Source organism: Actinomyces timonensis DSM 23838 (assembly GCF_000295095.1).
Classification (GTDB): Bacteria; Actinomycetota; Actinomycetes; order Actinomycetales; family Actinomycetaceae; genus Actinomyces; species Actinomyces timonensis.
In genome coordinates, this window is sequence record NZ_JH806634.1 from 184,061 (window position 1) to 201,576 (window position 17,516).

A 17,516-nucleotide genomic window follows, 5' to 3' on the forward strand; every position below is an offset into this window, starting at 1 on the left:
AGCGATGAACATGAACCGCTACCGCGACAAGATGAGGTCCATCCCCTCCAAGCGGGATGACCTGACCGCCCAGGCCATCGAGTCCGTCGAGGGTCCCGGCTTCCTGCTCACCAGTGTCGAGAAGCTCGCCGACCTGGGGCAGGCCCGCTCCCTGTGGCCCGTCACCATGGGCCTTGCCTGCTGCGCCATCGAGATGATGGCCACCGGCACCCCCCGCTTCGACATGGCCCGCTTCGGCTGGGAGGTCTTCCGCGCCTCGCCCCGCCATGCGGACGTCATGATCGTCTCGGGCCGCCTCTCCCACAAGATGGCCCCCATCATCCGCAACGTCTACGACTCGATGCCCGAGCCCAAGTGGGTCATCTCCATGGGCGCCTGCGCCTCCTCCGGCGGCATCTTCAACAACTACGCCATCGTCCAGGGCTGCGACCACGTGGTTCCGGTGGACATCTACCTGCCCGGCTGCCCGCCCCGCCCCGAGATGCTCATCAACGCCATGCTCGAGCTCACCCGCCAGATCGAGTCCAAGCCCATGCTCAAGCACCGCGAGGAGATCGCGCGCGCCGTCGAGGCCGCCGCCCTCGCCGCCACACCCGTGTCCGAGATGAAGGGCCAGCTCGCATGAGTGACACCACCGCGCCCACCGACGGCGCCCTCTCCGAGGAGCTCCAGGCCCCCGTCCCCGCGGGGCCGGCCGTGCCCGAGATCGCCGGCACCCCCGTGCGCCCCGAGCTGCGCGTCGAGGTCGTCTCGCGCCACGCCGGGCAGTTCGGCGCCGCCGACTCCGGCGACACCACCGGCTACGGCCTCACCCAGTCCGCCGTCACCCTGGCCCCCGCCGCCACCCGCCCCTACGGCGGCTGGTTCGACGGCGCCGTCGACGCCCTCATCGAGGACCTGCGTGAGGCCGGCGTCGACCCGGCCGCTGCCATCGAGAAGGTCGTCATCGAGCACGACGAGCTCACCCTGTTCATCGTCCGCGAGCACCTGCTCGACGTCGTCGCCCCCCTGCGGGACGACCAGGACCTGCGCTTCGAGCTGTGCCTGGGCGTCAACGGCGTCCACTACCCCCTCATGGCCGGGCGCGAGCTCCACGCCTGCTTCCAGTTCATGAGCCTCACCCACGGCGCGCGGATGATCCGCCTGGAGGTCACCTGCCCCGAGTCCGACCCGCACGTGCCCTCCATCGTCTCCCTCTACCCCGGGGACGACTGGCACGAGCGCGAGACCTGGGACCTCATGGGCATCATCTTCGACGGGCACCCCCACCTCACCCGATCGGCCATGCCCGACGACTGGGTCGGCCACCCGCAGCGCAAGGACTACCCGCTCGGCGGCATCCCCGTCGAGTACAAGGGCGCCACCACCCCGCCCGCCGACACCCGGAGGTCGTACCGCTGATGAGCACCACCGCAGCTTTCGCCGCCGCCGGCCCCGCCACCGACGACCTTGTCGACGGCGCCCCCCAGTACACGCTGTCCGGGGGCGACTGGGACGACGTCGTCGCCCAGATCGCCGCCCGCGACGAGGCCGACCGCCTCAAGCACGACCGGATCGTCGTCAACATGGGCCCCGTCCACCCCTCCACCCACGGCGTGCTCCGCCTCGTCCTGGAGATCGACGGCGAGACCGTCACCGAGGTCCGCGTCGGCACCGGCTACCTCCACACGGGCATCGAGAAGAACATGGAGTACCGCACCTGGGTGCAGGGCGAGACCTTCGTGACACGCATGGACTACGTGGCCCCCTTCTTCCAGGAGGTCGGATACGCCCTCGCCGTCGAGAAGCTCCTGGGCATCACCGACGACATCCCCGAGAAGGCCACCGTCACCCGGGTCCTCCTCATGGAGCTCAACCGCATCGCCTCGCATGTCGTGGCCGTGGGCACCGGCGGCAACGAGATGGGCGGCACGACGCTCATGACGATCGCCTTCCGCTGCCGCGAGAACATCCTGCGGGTCTTCGAGATGGTCTCCGGCCTGCGCATGAACCACGCCTACGTCCGCCCCGGCGGGCTCGCCCAGGACCTGCCCGAGGGCCTGACCGACTTCGTGCGCTCCGTCATGCCGGACATGAAGAAGGACATCCACGAGCTCGAGCTCCTCCTCATGGAGAACCCGATCCTGAAGTCCCGGTTCATCGGGGTCGGCGAGATCTCGCTGGCCGGCGCGATGGCCATGGGGCTGACCGGCCCCTGCCTGCGCGCCACCGGGTACCCGCTCGACCTGCGCAAGACCAACCCCTACTGCGGCTACGAGACCTACGACTTCGAGGTCCCCACCTACGAGCGCTCCGACTGCTACAACCGCCTGCGCCTGCGCGTCGACGAGTGCTACCAGTCGCTCAAGATCGTCTCGCAGTGCCTCGACCGCCTCGACGAGATCGCCGCGCGCGGCAACCACCCCTCGAACACGACCATGGTGGCCGACCCCACCATCGCCTGGCCCGCCCGCATGGCCATCGCCACTGACGGCCAGGGCCAGTCCTTCGAGCACGTCCGCGAGATCATGGGCAGCTCCATGGAGTCCCTCATCCACCACTTCAAGCTGGTCACCCAGGGCTTCCGCGTCCCCGCGGGCCAGGTCTTCCAGCAGGTGGAGCACGCCAAGGGCTTCCTGGGCATCCACGCCGTCTCCGACGGTGGCACCCGCCCCTACCGGGTCCACTTCCGCGACCCCTCCTACTCCAACCTGCAGTCCCTGGCCCTCATGGCCGAGGGTGGCATGATCGCCGACCTCGTGCCGACCCTGGCCTCGATCGACCCCGTCCTGGGAGGCGTGGACCGCTGATGAGCACGAACCCGACCACCGCGGCGCCCACGGCCGGCCAGGCCGCCGCCCCCGCCATCCCCGTCATCCCCGCGGCCCTCACCGCCGCCTGGGACGAGGCCACCGCCGCCCAGCTCCTCGCCGACATCGAGGCCATCAAGGGCCGCTACCCCGCCGAGCACCAGCGCAGCGCCCTCATCCCCATGCTCCACCTCATCCAGAGCGTCGACGGCTACGTCTCGCCCGCGGGCATCGCCCTGTGCGCCGAGGAGCTCGGGCTCACCCGCTCCGAGGTGAGCGCCGTGGCCACCTTCTACAGCCAGTTCCGCCGCCACCCCTCGGGCGAGTACCACGTGGGCGTGTGCACCAATGCCCTGTGCGCCGTCATGGGAGGCGACGAGATCTGGGAGGCCGTCTCCGCCCACACGGGGCTCGGCTCCGATGAGACGAGCGAGAACGGCCGCATCAGCCTCGAGCGCATCGAGTGCAACGCCGGCTGCGACTACGCCCCCATCGTCATGGTCAACTGGGAGTTCTTCGACAACCAGACGCCGGAGAGCGCCGTCGCCCTCATCGACGCGCTCGACGCCGGCGAGGGCGCCCGCCCCACCCGCGGGCCGGACACCCTGCCGACCTTCCGCGCCAACGAGCGCGTCCTGGCCGGCTTCGAGGACGGCCACGCCGACGAGGGCCCCTCGGCCGGCGAGCCCAGCCTCCTCGGCCAGCGCATCGCCGCGGCCAACGGCTGGACCAGCCCGAAGGAGGACACGAAGTGAGCACCACCGCCGACGCCGCCCCCACCGGCCCCGCGTTCACCGCGCCGGGAACCCTCACGCCCGTCCTCACCGAGCACTGGGGCGAGGACCGCTCCTGGACCCTGGAGCACTACCGCTCCGTGGGCGGCTACAAGGGCCTCGCCCGCGCCAAGACCATGAGCGCCGAGGAGCTCGTCACCCTCGTCAAGGGATCCAACCTGCGCGGCCGCGGCGGCGCCGGATTCCCCACGGGCCTCAAGTGGTCCTTCCTGCCCCCGATGGACGGGGGCCCCCGCTACCTCGTCGTCAACGCCGACGAGTCCGAGCCCGGCACCTGCAAGGACATCCCCACCATCCTGGCCAACCCCCAGGCGCTCATCGAGGGGATCGCCATCACCTCGCGCGCCATCGGCGGGGACCTCGCCTTCGTCTACCTGCGTGGCGAGGTCGCCCACGTCTACCGGCGACTGCTCGCCGCCGTGCGCGAGGCCACTGAGGCGGGCCTGCTCGCCACCGGCTTCGGCCTCGACGGCAAGCAGCCCCTGAGGATCGTCGCCCACGCGGGCGCCGGCGCCTACATCTGCGGTGAGGAGACGGCGCTGCTCGACTCCCTCGAGGGCCGCCGCGGCCACCCCCGCCTCAAGCCGCCCTTCCCCGCCGTCGCCGGCCTGTACGGGCGGCCCACGGTGATCAACAACGTGGAGACCATCGCCTCCGTGCCCGCGATCCTCGCCAAGGGCCCCGACTGGTACAACGCCATGGGCACCGAGCGCTCCAAGGGCCACGGCATCTTCTCCGTGTCCGGGCACGTGGTGAACCCCGGCCAGTTCGAGGCCCCCTTCGGCATCACCATGCGCAAGCTCATCGAGCTCGCCGGCGGCATCCGCCCCGGCCACAGCCTCAAGTTCTGGGTGCCAGGCGGCTCGTCCACCCCGATCTTCACCCCCGACGAGCTCGACGTCCCCCTCGACTACGAATCCGTGGCCGGGGCGGGCTCGATGCTCGGGACCCGCGCCCTCCAGGTCTTCGACGACACCGTCTCCGTGGTGCGCGTCATCGCCCGGTGGACGGAGTTCTACCAGCACGAGTCCTGCGGCAAGTGCACTCCCTGCCGCGAGGGCACGTACTGGATGCGCCAGATCATGCTGCGCCTCGAGGCCGGCAAGGGCCTGCCCGGCGACGTCGAGAAGCTCGAGGACATCGCCTCCAACATCGCCGGGCGCTCCTTCTGCGCCCTCGGCGACGCCGCCGCCACCCCGGTCCTGTCCGGCATCAAGCGGTTCCGGGGCGAGTTCGAGGCCGGCTACACCACGCCCGCCCGCGAGCTCTTCCCCTACCGCGCCTCCTCCATCCTCGAAAGCGCCAGGTGAGTCATGACTGAGATGGTCAACATCACGATCGACGGCGTGCCCGTCGAGGTCGCCAAGGGAACGCTGCTCATCCGCGCCGCGGAGCAGATCGGCGTGCGCATCCCGCGCTTCTGCGACCACCCCCTGCTCGGCCCCTCGGCCAACTGCCGCCAGTGCCTCGTCGAGGTCGCCATGCCGGACCGCGAGGGCAATGTGCGGCCCATGCCCAAGCCGCAGCCCTCCTGCGCGATGACCGCCACCGAGGGCATGGAGATCTCCACCCAGGCCACGAGCGCCGTCGCCGCCAAGGCCCAGGCCGGCACCATGGAGTTCCTCCTCATCAACCACCCCCTGGACTGCCCCATCTGCGACAAGGCCGGAGAGTGCCCCCTGCAGAACCAGGCGCTGGAGCTCATGGCGACCGGCGGCCAGTCCGTCACCCGCTTCACCGACGTCAAGCGCACCTTTCCCAAGCCCCTGCGCCTGACCAGCAACGTCCTGCTCGACCGCGACCGCTGCATCCTGTGCCAGCGCTGCGTGCGCTTCGCCGACCAGATCGCCGGCGACCCCTTCATCGCCCTCCAGGGGCGCGGCGGCGGGCACCCCGCCACCGACGGGCACTCCGGCGGCCTCTACTCCGAGCAGATCGGCCGCTTCGACTCCACCGTCCTCGACTTCCTCGACCCCGAGGCGCCCGCCCCTGGCGCCCAGTCCATCCGCGGCGCGCACGGCCTCACCCCGGCCGAGGGCCTTGCCGGCCCCTCCGGCGACCCCGGCGCCGCCGACGGCCTCGCCCCCGGGCCGATCGACCCGGGCCGTGGCGACCTCGATGTCTCCGGGCGCCCCTTCGCCTCCTACTTCTCGGGCAACATCATCCAGATCTGCCCGGTCGGGGCGCTCACCTCGGCGCGCTACCGCTTCCGCGCCCGCCCCGTGGACCTCGTCTCCACCCCCTCGGTCACCGAGCACGACGCCTCCGGCTCCGCCATCCGCGTCGACATGCGCCGCGGCACCGTCCTGCGGCGCCTGGCCGGCAACGACCCCGAGGTCAACGAGGAGTGGATCACCGACAAGGACCGCTTCGCCTTCCAGTGGGCCACCGCTCCCGACCGCCTGACCACGCCGCTCGTGCGCGACGAATCCGGCCAGCTCGTGCCCACCTCCTGGTCCGACGCCCTCGATGTGGCCGCCCAGGGCCTGGCCCGCGCCACCGCCGACGGCGGGGTCGGGCTCCTGCCCGGCGCGCGCCTCACGCTGGAGGACGCCTGGGCCTGGTCCCGCTTCGCCCGCGCCGTCCTGGGCACCAACGACATCGACCAGCGCGTGCGCGACCACAGCGCCGAGGAGGACACCTTCCTCGCCGCCCGCGTGGCCGGCACGGGCCTGGGCGCTGTCACCTACACGAGCCTCGAGACCGCCGGCCAGGTCCTCCTGGTCGGCCTGGAGCCCGAGGACGAGTGCGGCTCGCTCTTCCTGCGCCTGCGCAAGGGCGTGCGCGCCGGCGGCGTGAGGGTCGCCTCCCTCACCAGCGTGCTCACCCCCGGCCAGGCCAAGATGAGCGCCGAGTCCATCCTCGTCGCCCCCGGCGACGAGGCCCGCGCCGTCGCCCTCCTGACCCAGACGCACCCGGCGCTCGTCGAGGCCCTCAAGGCCGACGGCGCCACGATCCTCGTCGGCGAGCGCGCCGCCGCCACGCCCGGCCTGCTCACCACCATCGACACCCTGGCCACCGCCACCGGCGCGCGCCTGGCCTGGGTGCCGCGCCGCGCTGGCGAGCGCGGCGGTATCGAGGCCGGCGCCCTGCCCTTCCTCCTTCCCGGGGGACGGCCCGTGGCCGACGCCACCGCCCGCGAGCAGGTCGCCGCCGCCTGGGGGATCCCCACCACCGGCGAGAACGCGCGTCCGCTTCCCGAGGCGCCCGGCCGCGACACCACCGCGATCCTGACCGCCCTCACCGACGGCGAGCTCGGCGGCCTGGTCATCGGCGGTGTCGACCTTCGCGACTTCCCCGACCCGGGACTCGCCCGCGCGGCCCTGGCGGCCTCCGCCTTCACCGTCCAGCTGGAGGTGCGCCGCTCCGAGGCCTCCGAGCACGCCGACGTCGTCCTCCCCGTGGCGCCGCCCGCGGAGAAGAACGGCACCTTCGTCAACTGGGAGGGGCGCGTGCGCCCCTTCGGGCAGGCCCACGTCTCGCGCACCCGCACCGACCGGCAGGTCCTCGGGATGCTCGCAGCCGAGATGGGCTCGGACCTGGGCGTGGAGCGCCTCGAGACCCTCCACGCCGAGCTCGCCGGCCTGGGACTGTGGGCGGGCGTGCGCCCCGCCGTCGCCTTCAGCGAGGAGGCCGCCGCGCAGACGGCCGAGCCCGCAGCGCCGTCGTCGGCCCCCTCGGGCCTGGCCGCGGTGCTCGCCACGCACAAGCCCATGCTCGACGCCGGGCGCCTCCAGGACGGCGAGGCCTTCCTCGCCGCCACGGCCCTGCGCCCCGTCGCCCGCCTCGGTGCCGACCTCGCCTCCCGCCTGGGCGTCACCGGCGGTCAGACGGTTGAGATCTCCACCGGCACAGGCGCGATCCGCCTGCCCGCGGTCATCGGGGGAGTCGCCGACGGCGTCGTCTGGCTCCCCGAGTGCTCCGCCGGATCCACCGTGCGCCAGAGCCTCGGCGCCCGCCACGGCTCGCCCGTGCGCGTGTCCCTTCCCCTCGGCGCTGAACCCGGGACCCCCGGGCCCGCCGGCATCACCGGCACTGACCAGCCCAACACGTCCACTGCGGAGGTGGTCCGATGAGCACCGCGTCACTCATCCTCGCCCCGGCGGCGCTGCCCGTCGCCGCGAGCGGGGGCGTCACAGCCGACTTCAGCGGGGAGACCTGGTGGCTCACGCTGCTCAAGGCCGTCTTCCTGCTGGCCTTCCTCATCCTGTCCGTCATCATGGTCCTGTGGGTGGAGCGCCGCGGCCTGGCCCGCATGCAGACCCGCCCCGGGCCCAACGTCAACGGCCCCTTCGGGCTCTTCCAGGCCATCGCCGACGCCACGAAGCTCATCCTCAAGGAGGACTTCTGGCTCGGCGGCGCTGAGAAGCTCCTCTACCTGGCGGCCCCGATCCTCACGGCCTTCACGGCCTTCATGGTCTACGCGATCATCCCCTTCGGCCCCGAGGTCTCCATCTTCGGGCACCACACGCCCCTGCAGATGGCCGACTTCCCGGTGGCGATCCTCTACGTCCTAGCCGTCGCCTCCTTCGGCGTCTACGGCATCATCCTGGGCGGATGGTCCACGCACTCCACCTACCCGCTGCTGGGCGCCGTGCGCAGCGCCGCGCAGGTCATCTCCTACGAGCTGAGCATGAGCCTGTCGATCCTCACGGTCTTCCTCGCCTCGGCGACGATGTCCACCTCCGGGATCGTCGCCGCGCAGGAGAGGATGTGGTGGGGCATCGCCATGATCCCCAGCTTCCTCATCTACGTCGTCTCCATGGTCGGCGAGGTCAACCGCCTGCCCTTCGACCTTCCCGAGGCCGAGGGCGAGCTCGTCGCCGGCCACATGGTGGAGTACTCCTCGATGAAGTTCGCCTGGTACTTCCTGGGCGAGTACATCAACATGTTCAACGTCTCCGCCGTGTGCGTCACCCTGTTCCTGGGCGGCTGGCACTCCGGATTCGGCTGGCTGTGGGCCGGCTCGAACGAGGGCTGGTGGCCGATGCTCTGGTTCATCGGCAAGGTCTGGACCGTCATGTTCTTCATGATCTGGACCCGCGGGACCCTTGTGCGCATCCGCTACGACCACTTCATGAAGCTCGGCTGGAAGTTCCTCATCCCGGTGTCCCTGGCATGGTTCGTGCTGGTCGCCGTCGTCCAGGGCTACCGCTCCTTCTCCGGCGGCTCCACGCGGGGCCTGCTCATGGTCCTGGCCGCCGTCTTCCTCGTGGCCATGCTCGTCCTGCTCTTCCTGCCCGCCGGTGACGACGACGCCGCTGGCGGTACTGCCCGCGCTGGCCGGGGTGCCGACGGCGACCTCGTCGCCCCCGGGGAGGAGTTCGACGCCTACGCGGGCGGCTACCCCGTCCCGCCGATGCCCGGCCAGAGCCTGCCGGTGACGCCCAGGGCCCGCCGCGCCGCCGCGATGGCCGCCGGCGCCCTCGCCCCGGCGGGCGCCGCAGCGGGTGCCGCCCGCCCCCAGTCCGCCGCGACCTCCCAGGAGGGGACCGATGACTGACCAGACTCCCGCCCCGCGCGCCAGCGCCTCCGCCCACGACCGCTGGCTGCGCGACGCCCCCGGCCCCCTGGCCCGGGCCTTCGCGCCCGTGGCCGGGTACGGGGTGACGATCTCCTCGATGTTCCGGCCCACGGTCACCGAGCAGTACCCCTTCGAGCCGGCCAACCTCATGCCGCGCTACCACGGGCGCCACCAGCTCAACCGCTACGACGACGGCCTGGAGAAGTGCATCGGCTGCGAGCTGTGCGCCTGGGCCTGCCCCGCCGACGCGATCTACGTCGAGGCGGCGGACAACGCCCCCGGCGCGCAGTACTCGCCCGGCGAGCGCTACGGCCGCGTCTACCAGATCAACTACCTGCGCTGCATCTTCTGCGGCATGTGCATCGAGGCCTGCCCCACCCGGGCCCTGACGATGACCCACGAGATCGAGGAACTGGTCGGCCCCACCCGCACCGGCCTCATCTACGAGAAGGCCGACCTCCTCGCCCCCGTCCCCGCCGGCGCCCTGGACGCCCCGCACCCCATGGTCGAGGGCACCGAGGACGGCGACTACTACCGCGGCGCCGTCACCGGGCCGACCCAGGCGCAGGCCGACTGGGTGCGCGCCCACCGGCCCGAGGACCCGACCCTCGCCACCGCGAAGGTCGTGGCGGCCCCCGCGAGGCCGAAGGAGGCCGTGCGATGAGCTCACCCATCATCCTCCCGCTGGCAGCGGCGCCCGTGGCTCCCACAGCGCCCGCGCTCGCGGCCCTGAGCAGCACCGGGACGGTGACCCTCGGCGAGACGATCCTCTTCGGCGTCGTCGCCCTGGTGACCATCGCCTGCGGCGTCGGGCTGCTCACCGCGAAGCGCGCCGTCGCGGCCGCGGTCAACATGATCGTCATCATGATCGGCCTGGCGATCCTCTACATCGCCAACGAGGCCCCCTTCCTGGGCGTCACCCAGGTGGTGGTCTACACCGGCGCGATCATGACCCTCGTCCTATTCGTCATCATGCTCGTCGGAGTCGGCGGGGAGGAGCCCGTGGGCGCCACCACGTCCCGGGCGCAGGTCCCGCTTATCGCCCTGACCGGCGCGGCCCTCGCGGGCGCCCTCGGCCTGGCGGTCTGGCAGACCACCCTGCCGCGCCCCGCCGGGCTCGACTCCGGCTCGGCCGCCGAACCCGCCGAGCTCGCCACCGCCCTGTTCAGCCGCCACGTCGTCACCATGGAGCTCACCGCGATGCTCCTCATCGTGGCGGCCCTGGGGGCGCTCACCCTCACGCACCGCCAGCGCATCCGCCCCAAGCGCTCCCAGGCGAGGATCGCCCAGGACAAGCTGCGCGACTACGCCGTCAAGGGAACCCACCCCGGCCAGCGGCCCATGCCCGGCGTCTACGCCGCCACCAACTCCGCGGCCGCCCCCGCCCTGGACGCCGACGGCGCCGCCGTCGAGGAATCCATCCCGCGCGTCCTGCGCGCCCGGGATCTGGGCTACGAGCTCGCCGAGATCTCTCCCGAGACCGCGGCCGCCGCGAGGGCCGGCCAGATCCGCTCCCGCACGGAGGCGCGCATCGCCCAGTCCGGCATGGCCTCCATGCCCGGCGCCGCCGCCCCCGCGGTGGTTCAGCCCATGGCCGCCCCGGCCCTGCCCGAGGCCCCGGCCGCCGACCCGAGCCTGACCGAGGCGAAGGAGGAGGACAAGTGAGCATCGGCCTCTACATCATCCTGGCGATCATCCTGTTCGCCCTCGGCGCGCTCACCGTGCTGCTGCGCCGCAACGCGATCATCGAGCTCATGGGCGTTGAGCTCATGCTCAACGCCGTCAACCTCGTGCTCGTCACCTTCTCCCGCGTCCACGGCAACCTGACGGGGCAGATCTTCGCCTTCTTCGTCATCGTCGTGGCCGCCGCGGAGGTCGTCGTGGGGCTGAGCATCGTCGTGTCCATCTTCCGAACCCGCAGGGGAGTGTCGGTCGACGACATCAACCTGCTCAAGAACTGAAGGGGCTGACGTGAGCATGATGGGCGCACTTCCCCTCGCACTGGCACCCGCCGTCTCCGCCGGGCACGCCACCCACGCCGCCACCGGCGCGGCGGAGTTGGCCTGGCTCCTCATCGCGGTGCCGGCCGTCAGCGCCGCGATCCTGCTGATCGCCGGCCGCCGCTCCAACTCCTGGGGCCACTGGCTGGGGCTGGCCGCCGCCGTCTTCTCCGCCGTCCTGGGCCTGACGATCATCGCCCAGGTCGCGGGCATGACCGAGGACAAGCGGATCATGGGCACCAAGCTGTGGCACTGGTTCAGCGCCGGGGGCCTGAGCATCGACGTCGGCCTGCGCATCGACCCGCTGTCGCTGACCTTTGTCGGCCTGGTCACCTTCGTCGGCTCCCTCATCCACCTGTACTCGGTGGCCTACATGAGCCACGACCGCGACCGCCGCCGCTTCTTCGCCTACCTCAACCTCTTCATCGCCGCGATGCTCACCCTCGTGCTCGGCGATTCCTACATCACCCTCTTCGTCGGCTGGGAGGGTGTGGGCCTGGCCTCCTACCTCCTCATCGGCTTCTGGAACACCGCCGACGCCGACGGCCCGCGCGCCGAGCACGACAAGTCCATGGAGAACGCCACCGCGGCCAAGAAGGCCTTCATCATGAACCGCGTGGGGGACATGGGCCTCCTGGCGGCCATGATGGCGATGGTCTCCCAGGTCCACTCCGTCGCCTTCGACGCCGTCCTGCCCGCCGCCGCCTCGGGCCGCGTGACCACCGGCTGGCTGACCGCCATCGGCTTCTTCCTCCTCGTGGCCGCCTGCGGCAAGTCCGCCCAGTTCCCGCTCCAGGCCTGGCTGGGCGACGCCATGGCCGGCCCCACGCCCGTCTCCGCCCTCATCCACGCGGCCACGATGGTCACGGCCGGCGTCTACCTCATGGTGCGCTCGGGCACCATCTACGGCGGCGCCCCCAGCGCCCAGCTCGCGGTGGCGATCGTCGGCGCCATCACCCTCCTGCTCGGCGCGATCATCGGCTGCGCCAAGGACGACATGAAGAAGGTGCTCGCCGCCTCCACCATGAGCCAGATCGGCTACATGATGCTCGGCGCGGGCCTGGGCCCCATCGGCTACGCCTTCGCCATCTTCCACCTCCTCACCCACGGCTTCTTCAAGGCCCAGCTCTTCCTCGGGGCCGGCTCCGTCATGCATGCCATGGGCGACCAGGTCGACATGCGCCGCTTCGGGGCGCTGCGCACCGCCATGACGATCACCTGGGCCACCATGGGGATCGGCTGGCTCGCGATCCTCGGGATCCCGCCCTTCAGCGGCTTCTGGTCCAAGGACAAGATCATCGAGGCCGCCTTCATCGGCGAGGGCGCCAAGCCCTGGATCCTGGGCTCCATCGCCCTCGTGGGCGCCGGCATCACCGCCTTCTACATGTCCCGCCTCTTCTTCATGATCTTCCACGGCAAGGCCCGCTGGACCACGGAGAAAGACATCGAGGGCCCCGTCCATCCGCACGAGTCGGGATGGATGATGACCCTCCCGCTGCTCATCCTGTCCGTGTTCTCCATGGGCCTGGGCGGCGCCCTGGCCGCGGGCGACACCTTCGTCACCTGGCTCGAGCCGGTCACCGGCCACGCCCAGCACGGCGAGCCGGTCCTGCCCGCCACGGTCATCATGGGGGCCACCCTCGGCCTCGTCATCGTCGGCGCGCTCGCCGCCTGGCTCATGTACGCGGCCCGCCCCGTGGCCACCGTCGTCCAGCCGGGAGGCGCCCTCGTCGAGGCGGCGCGCAAGGACATGCACCAGGACGCCATCAACGAGGCCATCGCCATGCGGCCCGGCCAGGGCCTTGTGCTGGCCGCCAACGCCTCCGACCGCTACGTCGTCGACGGCGCCGTCGAGGGACTGGCCACCGGCACCGCCGCGCTCGGCCGGCTCGTCGGCCGCACCGAGTCCGGGTACGTGCGCTCCTACGCCGGCTACATGGCCGCCGGCACCGTCCTGGCCCTCATCGCCGTCCTGGCCACCAGGTTCTGAGAGGACACAGCCACATGCAGACACTCACCGTCGCCACGGGCGCCTACCCCGTGCTCTCCGTCATGGTGCTCGTCCCGCTCATCGGGGCCCTGCTCCTGGCCATTCCCGCCCTGCGGGGCCAGGCGCGCGGCCTCGGCCTCACCATCGCGATCGCCGAGCTCGGCCTGGGCATCTGGGCCGCCATCCTCTTCGACCCCCACGCCGGGACCGTCTACCAGCTCGCCGAGACCCGCCACTGGATCCCCGCCATGGGCGTCTCCTGGGCGCTGGGCGTCACCGGCCTCGGCCTGGCGATGCTCCTCCTGGCCGTCTTCCTCGTGCCCATCGTGCTCCTGGCCTCCTGGGGCGAGATCCCAGCCGATCGCCAGGCCGGCTTCGCCAGCCTCATCCTCGCCCTCGAGGCCTTCATCGTCGTCATCTTCACCGCGCGCGACGTCCTCCTCTTCTACCTCGTCTTCGAGGCGATGCTCATCCCCGTCTACTTCCTCATCGGCCGCTACGGGGGGCCCGACCGGCGCCGCGCCGCCATCAAGTTCCTCCTGTACTCCCTGGCCGGCGGGCTCGTCATGCTCATCGGCGTCGTCGCGCTGACGGTGTACGGGCCCGGCGGCGACGAGAACTACCTCATCCAGAACCTGTCCCAGGGGCTCACCTCCTCCACGGGCGTGACCCGGGGCATCTTCGTCACCTTCCTCATCGCCTTCGCCATCAAGGCCCCGATGGTGCCTCTGCACACCTGGCTGCCCGACACCGCCGAGCAGGCGACCCCCGGCACCTCCGTGCTGCTCATCGGCGTCCTGGACAAGATCGGCACCTACGGGATGATCGCGATCGTCCTGCCGCTCTTCCCCGAGGCCTCCCGCTGGGCGGCGCCGGTCATCCTGCCGCTGGCGATCGTCGGCATCATCTACGGCGGGCTGGCCGCCATCGGCCAGGACCACCTCTACCGCCTCATCTCCTACACCTCCATCAGCCACTTCGGCTTCATGGTGCTGGGGATCTTCATCGGCAACCAGGTGGCCGCCGTCGGCGCCATGGTCTACATGGTCGCCCACGGGCTGTCGATCGCCGGCCTCTACCTCATCACCGGGTTCATGGCCCGGCGCACGGGGACGGTGCGCATCAGCGAGCTCGGCGGTATCGCCCGGGTCATGCCGCTCATCGCCGGGACCTTCCTCTTCTCCGGCCTGGCGTCCATCGCCCTGCCGGGCCTGTCCGGGTTCATCCCCGAGTGGATGGTCCTCACCGGCAGCTTCTCCGCCAAGCCCGTCTACGGGATCCTCGCGCTCCTGGGCGTCATCATCGCCGCGGTCTACATGCTCCTGCCCTACCAGAGGGTCTTCACCGGGGCGCCGGCCGCCGAGCGCGTCGGCAGCCAGGACCTCGACGGCCGTGAGCGCGTCGTCGTCGCCCCCATCATCGTCGCCATGCTGGTCCTCGGCCTGGCGCCCGCCGCCCTGACCGGCATCCTCGACGGCGTCGGAGCGCAGACCGCCGCCACCATGACCGGGGCGGGTTCTCAGTCCGCCGCCACGGCCCCCGTCACGGAAGGGAGCAGCAAGTGAGCTTCACCGCCCCGTCCATCCACTGGGCCGGCCTCGTCCCGGTCCTCATCATCCTGGGAACCGCCATCCTCGGCGTGCTCGTCGAGGCGCTCATCCCGCGTCGCGCCAGGCACCTCACCCAGACGGCCCTCTCAGTGGCCGCCATCCTCGGCGCGATCGTCGCCCTCGTGTGGCGGTGGGGAATCGTCGTCGACGGCGCCAAGCCCGACTACGTCGCCACCGGCTTCAACGAGGACAACTTCGGCATCGCCGCCCAGGGCGTCCTGCTCATCATCGGCCTGCTGTCCATCCTCGTCATCTCGGACCGCACCGAGCTCGGCGACTCCGCCTTCGCCGCGCAGGCCGCCGACCGCCCCGGCAGCGCCGAGGAGAGCGAGTCCATCCACGCCGGGTGGGTCGCCACCGAGGTCTTCCCCCTCACGCTGTTCTCACTGGCCGGCATGATGCTCTTCCCGGTCGTCAGCGACCTCATCTCGCTGTTCGTCATGCTCGAGCTCGTCTCTCTGCCGCTGTACGTCATGGCCGCCATGGCCCGCCACCGCCGCCTGCTCAGCCAGGAGGCCGCCATGAAGTACTTCGTCCTGGGGGCCTTCGCCTCCGCCTTCCTCCTCATGGGCTCGGCCCTCCTCTACGGCGCCTCCGGCTCCGTGCTCTACAGCGAACTGGCCGCAGCCGTGGCCGGCGCCGTCCCGGGCGCCGACTGGCTCGTGCTGGCCGGCGTCACGCTCGTGCTCGTGGGCCTCCTGTTCAAGATCGCCGCCGCCCCCTTCCACGCCTGGAGCCCGGACGTCTACCAGGGAGCGCCCACCCCGGTCACCGGCTTCATGGCCGCCGGGGTCAAGGCGACCGCCTTCCTCGCGCTCCTGCGTTTCTTCTTCACCGTCGGCGGGCGGCTGAGCTGGGACCTGGCGCCCGTCCTGTGGACCATCGCCATCGTCACGATGGCGGTCGGCACCGTCGTCGGCATCGTCCAGCGCGACGTCAAGCGCATGCTCGCCTACTCGGCGATCGCCCACGCCGGCTACATGCTCATCGGCATCATCGCCTACAACAAGGCCGCGGCCCCCGCGATCCTCTTCTACGCCCTGGCCTACGGCATCGCCACGGTCGGCGCCTTCGGCATCGTGTCGCTCGTGCGCGAGTCCCACGGCGGGGGCGCGGGCGCGGAGGCCACGAGCCTCGACGACTACCGGGGCCTCGCCCGGCGCAGCCCCTGGCTGGCCGGTGCCATGACGGTCTTCCTGCTGTCCTTCGCGGGCATCCCGCTCACCGGCGGGTTCATCGCGAAGTTCCGGCTCTTCGTCGCCGGTGTCGGTGGCGGGGCGACCTGGCTCGTCGTCATCGCGGTCGCGAGCTCGGCGGCCACGGCCTTCTTCTACCTCAGGCTCGTCGTGCTCATGTACTTCCGCGACCCCGAGGGCGAGGGCGTCGCCGTCGTCGACTCCCAGGGCATGGCGGCCGCCGCGATCACCATGGCCGTCCTGGCCACGATCGCCCTCGGCGTCCTGCCCCAGGCCGTGCTCACGACGCTCGACCGCGCGGCTATGCTCATCCCGTGACCACACCGTTGCCACTGAGCGCCCCGGAACTCGAGGGCCGCATGGCCCCCGCCCTTGACGCCGTGGAGGAGCGGCTCATGATGATCGTCAGCAACGCTGACGAGACCATCAACCCTCCCACCTCCCACCTGGCCAGGGCCGGCGGCAAGCGTCTGCGCCCCACCCTTGTGCTGCTCACCGCCCAGCTCGGGGACCCCGAGCGCGCCACGGGCGAGGCGGTGAGAGACGCGGGCGTCGCCGTCGAGCTCACGCATATCGCCACGCTCTACCACGACGACGTCATGGACGACGCCCCGCTGCGGCGCGGCGCCCCCAGCGCCCAGACCGTCTGGGGCAACTCGGCGGCCATCCTCGCGGGCGACATCCTCGTGGCCCGCTCCTCCCAGCTCATCGCCGCTCTCGGGCCCGAGGCGACCCTCGCCCACGCGCGGACCTTCGAGCGCCTGTGCACCGGCCAGCTCCACGAGACCCTCGGTCGCCCCGCGGGCACCGACCCCGTTGACCACTACATCCAGGTGCTCGCGGACAAGACCGGCTCGCTTATCGCCGTCTCCGCCCGCTACGGCGCCATGCTCACCGGTGCGGGCGCCGGGGTCGAGGCCATCGTCGAGGAGTTCGGCGAGCGCATCGGCATCGCCTTCCAGCTCGCCGACGACGTCATCGACCTCGCCTCCGACTCCCAGACCACCGGCAAGACCCCCGGCACGGACCTCCTCGAGGGCGTGGACACGATGCCCGTCCTCCTGCTGCGCAAGGCACTGGCCGCGGGCGAGCTCGACGCCGCTGGCCAGTCGATCCTCTCCGACCTGTCCTCCGCGGACCTGCACGATCCCGCCATGCTCGCCAGGGTCGTCAAGCGCCTGCGCGCCCACCCCGTCCTGCAGCGCACCCGCGAGATGGCGCTGTCCTGGGCCGACGACGCCGTCGCCGGCCTGGAGGGCCTGGAGGAGGCGGTCCTCGCAGCGACCCGCGAGCGCCTCGCCGTTGACGGCGTCGCCGGGGAGGACCTGGAGACCGCCCTCGCCGGCGCCCGCGAGCGCGCCCGCGTCGTGCGGGGCCTCCTAGAGGACTTCGCCCACCAGCTCGTCGACCGCGCGGCCTGAGAAGGCGTCGGTCGGAGGGCGGTGGTGCGCCGCGTCCTCGGGCGGTCCCCCGCCACGCGCAACTGAGGCGAGCGGCGCCGAGCTTGCTCGAGTGCCCGAGCCGATGGCGGCGCGTAGGAGGGGCGAAGCCTCGAATAGACCCGATGCCAGCCCTGCGGACGCGGCGCACCGCCGCCCTCCTAAGCGCACGAA

At 71.7% G+C, this 17,516-nt stretch carries 14 protein-coding genes; all 14 read left to right on the plus strand.

Annotation, left to right across the window (positions count from 1 at the left end; genetic code table 11):
* Positions 1-4: 4 nt before the first annotated feature.
* The 14 genes from A1QA_RS0111120 to A1QA_RS0111185 are packed head-to-tail and all read left to right on the plus strand — an operon-like array spanning position 5 to position 17,324.
* On the plus strand, positions 5-625 hold the full coding sequence (locus A1QA_RS0111120) for an NADH-quinone oxidoreductase subunit B (protein ID WP_017178982.1): 621 nt from the start codon (positions 5-7) through the stop codon (positions 623-625).
* Positions 622-1,401, plus strand: coding sequence for an NADH-quinone oxidoreductase subunit C (locus A1QA_RS0111125; protein ID WP_017178983.1), 780 nt, complete (start codon positions 622-624; stop codon positions 1,399-1,401). The genes A1QA_RS0111120 and A1QA_RS0111125 overlap by 4 nt, the downstream gene beginning before the upstream one ends.
* Positions 1,401-2,789, plus strand: a complete 1,389-nt coding sequence (locus A1QA_RS0111130; RefSeq protein ID WP_017178984.1) for an NADH-quinone oxidoreductase subunit D — start codon at positions 1,401-1,403, stop codon at positions 2,787-2,789. The genes A1QA_RS0111125 and A1QA_RS0111130 overlap by 1 nt, the downstream gene beginning before the upstream one ends.
* Complete coding sequence (gene nuoE, locus A1QA_RS0111135; RefSeq protein WP_017178985.1) at positions 2,789-3,544, plus strand: NADH-quinone oxidoreductase subunit NuoE; 756 nt, start codon at positions 2,789-2,791, stop codon at positions 3,542-3,544. The genes A1QA_RS0111130 and nuoE overlap by 1 nt, the downstream gene beginning before the upstream one ends.
* Positions 3,541-4,893 carry an NADH-quinone oxidoreductase subunit NuoF gene (gene nuoF / locus A1QA_RS0111140; protein WP_017178986.1) on the plus strand — a complete coding sequence of 451 codons (1,353 nt, stop codon included), beginning with the start codon at positions 3,541-3,543 and terminating at the stop codon, positions 4,891-4,893. Before nuoE ends, nuoF begins: the two co-directional genes overlap by 4 nt.
* A 3-nt stretch (positions 4,894-4,896) precedes the next feature.
* Entirely contained in the window at positions 4,897-7,659 is a 2,763-nt protein-coding gene (locus A1QA_RS0111145; RefSeq protein WP_026048890.1) for an NADH-quinone oxidoreductase subunit G, read from the plus strand.
* The gene (gene nuoH / locus A1QA_RS0111150) at positions 7,656-9,086 is read left to right on the plus strand and encodes an NADH-quinone oxidoreductase subunit NuoH (RefSeq protein WP_017178988.1); all 1,431 of its coding nucleotides are present in this window, start codon (positions 7,656-7,658) and stop codon (positions 9,084-9,086) included. The genes A1QA_RS0111145 and nuoH overlap by 4 nt, the downstream gene beginning before the upstream one ends.
* Complete coding sequence (nuoI, locus tag A1QA_RS0111155) at positions 9,079-9,771, plus strand: NADH-quinone oxidoreductase subunit NuoI (protein WP_017178989.1); 693 nt, start codon at positions 9,079-9,081, stop codon at positions 9,769-9,771. Before nuoH ends, nuoI begins: the two co-directional genes overlap by 8 nt.
* Positions 9,768-10,772 (plus strand): NADH-quinone oxidoreductase subunit J, encoded by a 1,005-nt coding sequence (locus A1QA_RS0111160; protein WP_017178990.1) that lies wholly within the window; start codon positions 9,768-9,770, stop codon positions 10,770-10,772. Before nuoI ends, A1QA_RS0111160 begins: the two co-directional genes overlap by 4 nt.
* Positions 10,769-11,068 (plus strand): NADH-quinone oxidoreductase subunit NuoK, encoded by a 300-nt coding sequence (gene nuoK / locus A1QA_RS0111165; protein ID WP_017178991.1) that lies wholly within the window; start codon positions 10,769-10,771, stop codon positions 11,066-11,068. Before A1QA_RS0111160 ends, nuoK begins: the two co-directional genes overlap by 4 nt.
* Before the next feature lie 19 nt (positions 11,069-11,087).
* On the plus strand, positions 11,088-13,097 hold the full coding sequence (nuoL, locus tag A1QA_RS0111170; protein WP_026048891.1) for an NADH-quinone oxidoreductase subunit L: 2,010 nt from the start codon (positions 11,088-11,090) through the stop codon (positions 13,095-13,097).
* 14 nt (positions 13,098-13,111) lie between these two features.
* On the plus strand, positions 13,112-14,662 hold the full coding sequence (locus tag A1QA_RS0111175) for a complex I subunit 4 family protein (RefSeq protein ID WP_017178993.1): 1,551 nt from the start codon (positions 13,112-13,114) through the stop codon (positions 14,660-14,662).
* Entirely contained in the window at positions 14,659-16,221 is a 1,563-nt protein-coding gene (nuoN, locus tag A1QA_RS0111180) for an NADH-quinone oxidoreductase subunit NuoN (protein WP_017178994.1), read from the plus strand. Before A1QA_RS0111175 ends, nuoN begins: the two co-directional genes overlap by 4 nt.
* Positions 16,218-17,324 carry a polyprenyl synthetase family protein gene (locus A1QA_RS0111185; RefSeq protein WP_026048892.1) on the plus strand — a complete coding sequence of 369 codons (1,107 nt, stop codon included), beginning with the start codon at positions 16,218-16,220 and terminating at the stop codon, positions 17,322-17,324. The genes nuoN and A1QA_RS0111185 overlap by 4 nt, the downstream gene beginning before the upstream one ends.
* Positions 17,325-17,516 lie beyond the last annotated feature (192 nt).